Annotated in this window: 13 protein-coding genes; 8 read left to right on the top strand and 5 right to left on the bottom strand. The window is 41.5% G+C overall.

All coding sequences use genetic code 11. The features are described 5' to 3' along the window. Positions 1–15: 15 nt before the first annotated feature. From ACM0OS_RS27695 to ACM0OS_RS27675, 5 genes are all read right to left on the bottom strand, one after another. Positions 16–927 (bottom strand): hypothetical protein, encoded by a 912-nt coding sequence (locus ACM0OS_RS27695; protein WP_414546390.1) that lies wholly within the window; start codon positions 925–927, stop codon positions 16–18. Between the two features lie 256 nt (positions 928–1,183). Beyond that, positions 1,184–1,471, bottom strand: coding sequence for a hypothetical protein (locus ACM0OS_RS27690; RefSeq protein ID WP_414546389.1), 288 nt, complete (start codon positions 1,469–1,471; stop codon positions 1,184–1,186). A gap of 221 nt (positions 1,472–1,692) precedes the next feature. Then, positions 1,693–2,085 carry a hypothetical protein gene (locus tag ACM0OS_RS27685; RefSeq protein WP_414546388.1) on the bottom strand — a complete coding sequence of 131 codons (393 nt, stop codon included), beginning with the start codon at positions 2,083–2,085 and terminating at the stop codon, positions 1,693–1,695. Between the two features lie 104 nt (positions 2,086–2,189). Continuing rightward, positions 2,190–2,372 carry a hypothetical protein gene (locus ACM0OS_RS27680; RefSeq protein WP_414546387.1) on the bottom strand — a complete coding sequence of 61 codons (183 nt, stop codon included), beginning with the start codon at positions 2,370–2,372 and terminating at the stop codon, positions 2,190–2,192. A 97-nt stretch (positions 2,373–2,469) separates the two neighbouring features. Continuing rightward, a complete protein-coding gene (locus ACM0OS_RS27675; protein ID WP_414546386.1) occupies positions 2,470–3,099 on the bottom strand; it encodes a hypothetical protein in 630 nt (209 codons plus the stop codon). 156 nt (positions 3,100–3,255) lie between these two features. Between ACM0OS_RS27675 and ACM0OS_RS27670 the strand changes: the two genes are divergently transcribed. The 8 genes from ACM0OS_RS27670 to ACM0OS_RS27635 form a co-directional block, all read left to right on the top strand. Further along, on the top strand, positions 3,256–3,420 hold the full coding sequence (locus tag ACM0OS_RS27670) for a hypothetical protein (RefSeq protein ID WP_414546385.1): 165 nt from the start codon (positions 3,256–3,258) through the stop codon (positions 3,418–3,420). A gap of 157 nt (positions 3,421–3,577) precedes the next feature. After that, positions 3,578–3,880 (top strand): helix-turn-helix domain-containing protein, encoded by a 303-nt coding sequence (locus tag ACM0OS_RS27665; RefSeq protein WP_414546384.1) that lies wholly within the window; start codon positions 3,578–3,580, stop codon positions 3,878–3,880. A gap of 80 nt (positions 3,881–3,960) precedes the next feature. Beyond that, positions 3,961–4,884 (top strand): hypothetical protein, encoded by a 924-nt coding sequence (locus ACM0OS_RS27660; protein WP_414546383.1) that lies wholly within the window; start codon positions 3,961–3,963, stop codon positions 4,882–4,884. A gap of 71 nt (positions 4,885–4,955) precedes the next feature. Then, entirely contained in the window at positions 4,956–5,717 is a 762-nt protein-coding gene (locus tag ACM0OS_RS27655) for a ribonuclease HI family protein (RefSeq protein ID WP_414546381.1), read from the top strand. Positions 5,718–5,746: 29 nt separating this feature from the next. Beyond that, positions 5,747–6,085, top strand: a complete 339-nt coding sequence (locus ACM0OS_RS27650; RefSeq protein ID WP_414546380.1) for a VVA0879 family protein — start codon at positions 5,747–5,749, stop codon at positions 6,083–6,085. Next, positions 6,048–6,251, top strand: a complete 204-nt coding sequence (locus ACM0OS_RS27645; protein ID WP_414546379.1) for a hypothetical protein — start codon at positions 6,048–6,050, stop codon at positions 6,249–6,251. The genes ACM0OS_RS27650 and ACM0OS_RS27645 overlap by 38 nt, the downstream gene beginning before the upstream one ends. Next, the gene (locus ACM0OS_RS27640; RefSeq protein WP_414546378.1) at positions 6,248–6,934 is read left to right on the top strand and encodes a hypothetical protein; all 687 of its coding nucleotides are present in this window, start codon (positions 6,248–6,250) and stop codon (positions 6,932–6,934) included. The genes ACM0OS_RS27645 and ACM0OS_RS27640 overlap by 4 nt, the downstream gene beginning before the upstream one ends. Before the next feature lie 187 nt (positions 6,935–7,121). Then, a partial coding sequence (locus ACM0OS_RS27635) for a hypothetical protein (protein ID WP_414546377.1) occupies positions 7,122–7,557 on the top strand: 436 nt, incomplete at its 3' end.

The raw sequence follows: 7,557 nt of genomic DNA, 5'->3' as shown, positions 1-7,557 counted from the left end.
AGGCTCTATCCCTTATTAAACAAGCTGTTTAGCCTTCTTGTCACCCGTTAAGAGATGCTCCATCATCTCTTGCAAACTACCACCAGCTTCAGGACTAGCATTCGCCAGCAGTACCCGCACTTTCTGTAGATGTTTCTCCATCTTGCGCTTAAATTGCACGGGCTTGCGTCCTGGTTCCCAATCAGCCAATTCCTCAAGTAGCTGGGCTGCTAATTGTTCACCTCCAGCGATCGCTGACTCCCGCAACCGTTGTTCTAGGTTTTGGTCGTACTGTTGAATAAACTGGGTGATTTGTTGCAAACACTTGGCTTGTTCGGAGTTGAGTTGTTCGGACAGTGCTGGAATGATAACGGGGCGACCGATGACTACTTGAAGGTAATCTTCTAAATCAGAGAGAGTCGGGAATGCTTTGATTAAGCTGGCTTTTACTTCCTCACGCTTATCTACTGGTAAATCCCAGACATTCAGAGATATGAAGTTTTCGATGCGTTCTTGGTAATCAATCAAGCCCTGCTCGTAATCATTTTTGAGTTGGGTGCGGAGGCTCGGAGCAATTACATCTCTGATATTAATTAATTGACTCCAAACCAGGGGCGCGAGGTCAATCGGACAAATCCAATCGCCGTTGTCTGAAGTCATCCACTCTTGTACTGAGGCGATTTCCGAGCGAAGTTGCGCCGCTGCTTCATCTAAAGCTTTGAAAACTTTGATTCCCCGCAGACCTACTTCGGAAGATTTGACTTTGATTAAGTCTGATTCTTCGCCTTCAGCCTTCAGAACATCAGCCCACCGAGGCGAATTACTTTTTGTGGTTTTCTTTAATTTGACAGTAAAGCGAATACGGGTTTTGTTTAATTTAGAAAAGTTGTAATGTTCAACTACTGCATTCTGTAAAAATGCTTCGGAATTGGCAATTGCTTGTACCATTGTTTATTTACCTTAAATTTTCACAAGAAATTAGCGTAGCTTCTTATATTTCCGAGAAACTACGCTTTTTGATATCTAAACAACAACCCAATAAGTAGCCTCTTTACGAACCATTTGAGATTGATTATTGATGGTTGCAGTTCCCAATAAATGACTATTTTTGAGGTGTTGAATATTTTTGATAGTTCTGTAGACTATTTTTTGGGAACTGCCTCTTTGCAGCTTTATTGGGTGTTTAATAACTGGGGGTTTATGTTTACTCATAAACTTTCAGCGACGGAGCCTTGCGTTTGAGGTTTCCCCTCCCATCGTCACCATTGGTTGTGATGATTGGCTGCTTACCGCAATCAGACTTTTTGCAAGTATAATCCCAATGATTAATTTGTGATTTTCCACAATGCTCAACCAGCACAATTTGGTTTTTGTACTGAGGATTTTTATTACTTATCAAATACGCGTCACCCAAGGTATAAAAACCTGTTGGCACGTAATGCTTTTTGTTTAAACCCATGAGGATATCCCACGCTTCTTGTTGTTTATTCATTGTTTTTTGGAGATTAAGTGCAAGAAAATAGGGGATTGTTTTTAAGAAGGGTGTGGGGTGTGGGGTGTAGGGTATAGTGAGAAAGAAGTTTATTAATATTCGTGCTTGTTTCTTTCTTAAGTTTTTTCCTACACCCTACCCCCTAACCCCTACACCCTAGTTCTAGGAATCCCCTGAACATCTTGAGTTTTGATTAAGCCCTTAAATTTCGCGTAGCGGGATTAAGCCGCAGAACGTCTTGAGATACTTTTTGATTGAATTGGTGCTGCAACTTTTGGTTTAATCTCATCAAAAGGTGTCTTGATATCAAGACTTTCTCCCAACTGTGCCTGAAGTATTGCTACTTCGTTGAGGTAGGCATCAATCTCATTTAAAATTTCTTCTTCAGATTCCTTGGGCGAAAGCTGTTGTATCTTCTCTTCTGGCAAGTAAATAATGTCCTTACTGTTTTTATCAGGCAGCAAACCATATTGCCAGCCTCCACCACCTTCTTTCGCTATCAAACTGTCCGTAGGAATGTACTCGATTCCCACTACAATACCTTGCTTTGTACGTTGTCCAAAGGTAAAGCATGGATATCCCCAACCCCGTGGAATTGTAATTGTAACCTGCATGGTAGATTTCCTGTTTTTACAATTATTTAGTAAGCGGTCTGCTGTTAACAAACCGCTTGTGAAATTAAGTAATTGAATTTAATTGAAAACTAGCAAAACTGAAACTATTCGCCCCTCATTAAGTCTTCAACCATCTCCTGGGCTTCTTCGTCTGTTATTTCATCTGTTGAGGGGGCGATGAATCCATACCTAATACCTAAAGCATCTAAATCAACATCTGAATCGATAATGCGTCCCAGTTCGGAAACAACAAATCTTCCTGTTCTTTGGTCGTAACTAAGCTTCATGATTTCACTTTTTGGTTGATTAAAAACAGTACTTTTGGCTAATTTTGGTGTAGCTGTTTAATTTCCGTTAAGCACAATCAAACAGCTACAACTTTATTTACGCCGCCACCCACTTGTTAACCTCTGTTACTGGTGCATACTCCAGCAGGTTCTGCCATTCCTCGTCAGTCAGTTGGTCAAAAGGTCTGTCCAGCAAATCCTCGCACAACATAGACTCAACCCCGACCAATGCCAACGCCTCAACCGCATCTGCTACAGATTGACAAAATACTTTGTTTTCTCGTCCTAACAAAGTTCGGATGTACCACCACACCCCATCAAACCCGACTTCTCCTACTTTGAAATCGCTGGAATATATGCCGTCGTCGAGCAATTCAAAACCTTGTTTCTCGCATTCGTTGGCAATCTGGCACTGTATTTCGTTGTCTGTAGCTGTAGCGGCTGGGGTTTCTTCGTGTTGTTCGGGCAATGTCCCGTCTTTGTGGTGGGTGCAGATATATCTCCAGGCTTTTGCCCAGGTATTGGCTCGGTATATCTCTGTGCCGTTCACCATCACCATCCAAGGTTGGGTCAAGTCTTCTTTGTATGTGATTTGGGCAATCAGTTTGTTTCCGCAGTAAATTTCGTGATCGTAGAAGCTGATTTCAACTGGGGTCAGTTCAGGTAAAGGCGAATCTTTTACAAAAGAACCGAAAAGTGCTTGCTGAGTATCGGTTACATAAGTCATAATGAAAATCTCCATTTATGGATAGAAAGCGATCGCAGTGTTTGGTAGACGGTGCGATCGCTTTTGTTTTGTACAGAAAACGTTGTGGTATGCCACAACGCTCTCACTCTAATTTGGCGTAGCCGTATTTAAGGGTTGTCTATTGCTTGATGTCCGTTGATTGCTTCTCCAGGCTTCTTTACCCAGTCGTTTCGACCTTGTGCTATGCCCCGCGATCATGTCTCTGGACTATGTTTTTTTGATCTAATCGGTCGTGATACTTGCAAACCCTTTTGCCGTCCGGGTGGTGGCGGTTTGCTTTCCTTTGCCCTTGGTTATTAATATAATCGATTAACGATTAATCGATTAATCGATTAATCATCAAAAGAGCGCTTGAAAATGCCAAAGAAATATCGAAAAATCAAATAGTCGATTTATCGATTAATCGATAAAATGATGATACTTTTAATAGAGTAATCGACAATAGGAACGTAAGGAAATGACATCTGTAGTTTTAATGATGAATCCTCCCGTTCCGCCTAAGTACACCAAACGTAGTGACAGAAGAGCTGTGCAAAACTTAAAAGTGAAACTGCGTTGTAAATTGCAAGATTTAATTGATGAGCATGGCTTAACCAGAACAGCAGTAACGGAGGCAACTGGTTTAACTGCTGGTGCAATACGTGGCTTATGCGAGAACAATACAAAACGTTATGACGCTGACACCATAACTGCTCTGTGTGTTTACTTTGATTGCCAGATATCCGATTTGTTTGAGTTGGTTCCGAAAGATGCCAAATAAAACGCAATATAAAACCATATAAAGCGATCGCCCACCGTCCAAAGTCAGCGATCGCCCGTCCCATCTGTATAAGGAACATTATGAGTCTACCTTTAAACCCATCAGTGTTGCTAGAGTCAAAAACCCTGAGAACATCTGCCATTACCAACTTTTCTGATGATAAAGCACTAGAAATTCTCTCGAAGGCGAAAGCCATTATCTTTGCTGTTTGGGGTGGTGCTGGTTGGGCGACTACTGCACAAATTGCTGAATACTTTGTAATTACAGAGTCAGCAGTTAAAGAACTTTACAGAGTCAATAGTGCAGAATTTCGAGACTTAGAAACCAAAACCCTTACTGGAAAAGACTTACGGGATGCTCGACAGAAGCTCTGTCTACCATCCAAAACATCCCAAGCCAGAGTTTTTTCGGCATTAGGCACACTCAGAATTGCAATGCTACTTACTGAATCTGAAATTGCTGCCCAAGTACGAACCATCATTTTAGATTTGGTTGCAGCTGTATCCACCATCACACCCCAACCTCCCACTTTTACACTTCCCCCACCTGAACAACGGCTGCATACTCTTGTCCAAGCTATGAAGACATTAGCTGAGTTGACTGGTGGCAGACTCAACCCATACACCGAGCAGCATTTCAAAGACTTCGCCGACAACCTGTTAGCTGAACATAACAGAAAAGCGCTCACCGGCTCTCAAGAAAAATGGCTAGGAGTGGTCAACTTTGCAGAGATGGAACTGGGAAAGAAAGTTCCTCTCAGTGGCACTCACTACCGGGGACACTTGGGGACTTGGGTGAGAACATTTTACCCACAGTTGGGCGATCGCCAAGAAACTCGATTAGTCAACGGTACTCAGCAAAAAATATATGTGTACCCCTGTCATGATCCTGTGGTTGCTGCGGGGCTGACTAAAGCTGTTGAAGAATTTTTCGCACACTCTAACCCGGCTGGCGTACTTCAACAAGCTGGAGCTTTCAAAAGAAAAGCTGTGGTTACGGCTTGAAATGATCGCAGACAGAAACTAGAGGCTGAGATAGTCGAAAGACTCAGATAGAAATTAAGGAGTTACAACCAATGTCCAAAAGATGGGATGCAGAAATATATTTTGATGGTGGTTCCCGTGGTAATCCTGGACTATCTGCCGGGGGAGCAATTATCAAATATCAAGACAAAACTTATGTAGTTGAAAAATTCTTGGCTCATGCCACTGTTAATGAGGCTGAATATACTGGGTGTATTCTTGGATTAGAAAAAGCTTTAGAACTTGGTTGTGAAAATATTAAAATTTTTGGTGATAGCCAAGTAGTAATAAATCAAATACAGGGACTTTGGAAAGTTAAAGCTGCTAATTTATTTGAATATTATCATCGTGCTATTGAGCTAAGTAAACAATTTAATCAATGCCAAATTCAATGGATTAGACGCGAACATAACCAAGAAGCTGATGCTATTTGCAATCAGTGTATGGATAAAAGTACTGGAGTTACCCTCATTCGAGAAGAATCTATTGATTTACCAGTATGTGAACCAGTTACAAAATTATCAAAGCAAATTCAAGAAATTGTCAAACTGGGAGAAAAAGCTAGTTTTAAACATTTTAAAAATCTCAAGTCTGGTAATGACCAATTCTCTGGCATTAAACTAGTCCAACTCATTGAATCAGTCCCCGTAAACGTTTGGAAACTAATACAACAGTCAGTTACAGAAGGAGAAGAATGGCAAACAAAAGCTTTGAGATGGTATTTACGAGGTTTGCCAGTCGAACACTGTATACATAAAGTGAAAGTTGACTGGGAAATTAGTCAAAATGCTGTGCGTTCTAAATTTAAAAAATAAATATCTCGTTATTCATTAGAAGGAAAATCATGACCAGAGAAGAGTGGCTAACTCAAGGACAAACACTATTCGGAACCAATGTTTTGCAATGGAAATTCAGATGCCCTTGCTGTGGTCACATTGCCACTGTTGAAGACTACAAAAAAGCTGGCGCTCCAGAATCAGTCGTGGGATTTTCTTGTGTGGGTCGGTGGTTGGAATTGCGTAAAGAAGCTTTTGACGACAAGGATAAACGTAAGATTCCATGCGATTATTCTGGGGGCGGATTAATCAATATTAACCCCGTGGAAGTTGATGGTTGTAGAGTTTTTGAATTTGGGGCTGAAAAATATGAAAGTCATCGTTCAAGTAACCGAAAAAATTCATAGTGAAGCACACATCAACATCCCTGATGGGTTATCACAAGATGCCATTAAACAACACATTGTTGACCTTTATAATTCAGGCAAAATAGCTACAGATTTCAATATTTTTCATGTTGATTTTGAGTCAATCAGCGCGCATATAGTTAAGCAATCAGGGGAAGTCAAATGAGTACTACTCTACAATTGTCTACATCTAGTGTTGGGAAACATCCCCTGAACTTCTACGAGTCCCCTTCCTGGTTCACCACTGAATTACTGCGCCATGTGAAGCTGTCCGGTGTGATTGGTGAACCTTGCGTGGGACATGGTGCAATTGCTTCTTTACTCCGAGTGTGGCCTTATATCGAAAGTATTTGGACTAACGATATAGATTCAGATAAACCAGCAGACTACCACTACGACGCAACACTACCAGAGTCTTGGGATGAACTGCCGGCTTGCGATTGGATTTGTACTAATCCACCATATAGCGTGTATGCTTCGCCAATTATTAAAAATGCCTTCAAAAAAGCCCGTGTTGGTGTTGTGGCTTTCTTGCTCACTAGCTTTTTAGAACCATGCGATGACCGGGCTGATTTTCTAGAGCAACACCCACCATCTCTTGTTTTGACTTTGCCCCGCTTCTGTTTTCGCAAGGACAAAACTGGTAGTCGCTGGGCTACTGATAACATCACCATCTCTTGTTTTGTTTGGGATAAACGTGCGACTTCCCAACGGCTGGTCATTCGCTCCAAGTCACAGATTATCGGCTTCTACAAAAACCCTGAACGGGCAATTAGCCAACAACGGGCAGAAGGTATTGTTGGGGCGATTGCTCACGGGAAATTTAGTACAAATTACTTCATTCGCTAAAACAAATCCCTCGTTTTAGGAGTAAAACGAGGGACAATGAAAACTTTTTTCGTGGGGGTGTTTCACCTATGAGTATAACAGAAGAAAAATTAAAAAACCAACCAGAATATACATTCTTCTTAAGTTATTAGAACAGAAATACCCCACATAAATACCACTTATTTTTCATCAACCAAACAGAGGAATTATGACTAACGATACTTTTAGTGATAACAGAAGAAAACGCCATATTTACATGGATAGTAAACTTGATGATTTGCCACTAACAATGGAGGCATATCGGGTTTACTGTCATTTATGCCGTCGTGCCGGATGTGACAACAATGCTTTTCCTTCTTATAAGTCTATTGGAGAAGCTTGCTTTCGCGGTTCTTTCCCTCATTCACCACCTGACAGTTTACGCCGAAAAGCGATCGCCGCAGTCAATGAACTGATTTATTGGAACTTGATTACCAAAACCTGTAGAGCAAAAGATGGATTCCAAACATCAAATCATTACAGCTTGACGGATTTGGAAGATTGGTTCCCTACGCCATCCCAACCATCTTCTTTGATCCGAGGTAAGAAAGATTCAAGTGGTGCTGGGGGAACACCCAGGGGTGCTGGGGGGACACTGGGGGTAG

This window comes from Nostoc sp. CCY0012, assembly GCF_963920855.1.
Taxonomy (GTDB): domain Bacteria; phylum Cyanobacteriota; class Cyanobacteriia; order Cyanobacteriales; family Nostocaceae; genus Cyanocohniella.
Note: the sequence above shows the minus strand (reverse complement) of the source record. Positions and strands in the feature narration are given on the sequence as shown.

Coding starts and splice junctions, on each gene's coding strand:
- ACM0OS_RS27695 (WP_414546390.1), bottom strand. CDS start 927: ATGGTACAAGCAATTGCCAATTCCGAAGCATTTTTACAGAATGCAGTA.
- ACM0OS_RS27690 (WP_414546389.1), bottom strand. CDS start 1,471: ATGAATAAACAACAAGAAGCGTGGGATATCCTCATGGGTTTAAACAAA.
- ACM0OS_RS27685 (WP_414546388.1), bottom strand. CDS start 2,085: ATGCAGGTTACAATTACAATTCCACGGGGTTGGGGATATCCATGCTTT.
- ACM0OS_RS27680 (WP_414546387.1), bottom strand. CDS start 2,372: ATGAAGCTTAGTTACGACCAAAGAACAGGAAGATTTGTTGTTTCCGAA.
- ACM0OS_RS27675 (WP_414546386.1), bottom strand. CDS start 3,099: ATGACTTATGTAACCGATACTCAGCAAGCACTTTTCGGTTCTTTTGTA.
- ACM0OS_RS27665 (WP_414546384.1), top strand. CDS start 3,578: ATGACATCTGTAGTTTTAATGATGAATCCTCCCGTTCCGCCTAAGTAC.
- ACM0OS_RS27660 (WP_414546383.1), top strand. CDS start 3,961: ATGAGTCTACCTTTAAACCCATCAGTGTTGCTAGAGTCAAAAACCCTG.
- ACM0OS_RS27655 (WP_414546381.1), top strand. CDS start 4,956: ATGTCCAAAAGATGGGATGCAGAAATATATTTTGATGGTGGTTCCCGT.
- ACM0OS_RS27650 (WP_414546380.1), top strand. CDS start 5,747: ATGACCAGAGAAGAGTGGCTAACTCAAGGACAAACACTATTCGGAACC.
- ACM0OS_RS27645 (WP_414546379.1), top strand. CDS start 6,048: ATGAAAGTCATCGTTCAAGTAACCGAAAAAATTCATAGTGAAGCACAC.
- ACM0OS_RS27640 (WP_414546378.1), top strand. CDS start 6,248: ATGAGTACTACTCTACAATTGTCTACATCTAGTGTTGGGAAACATCCC.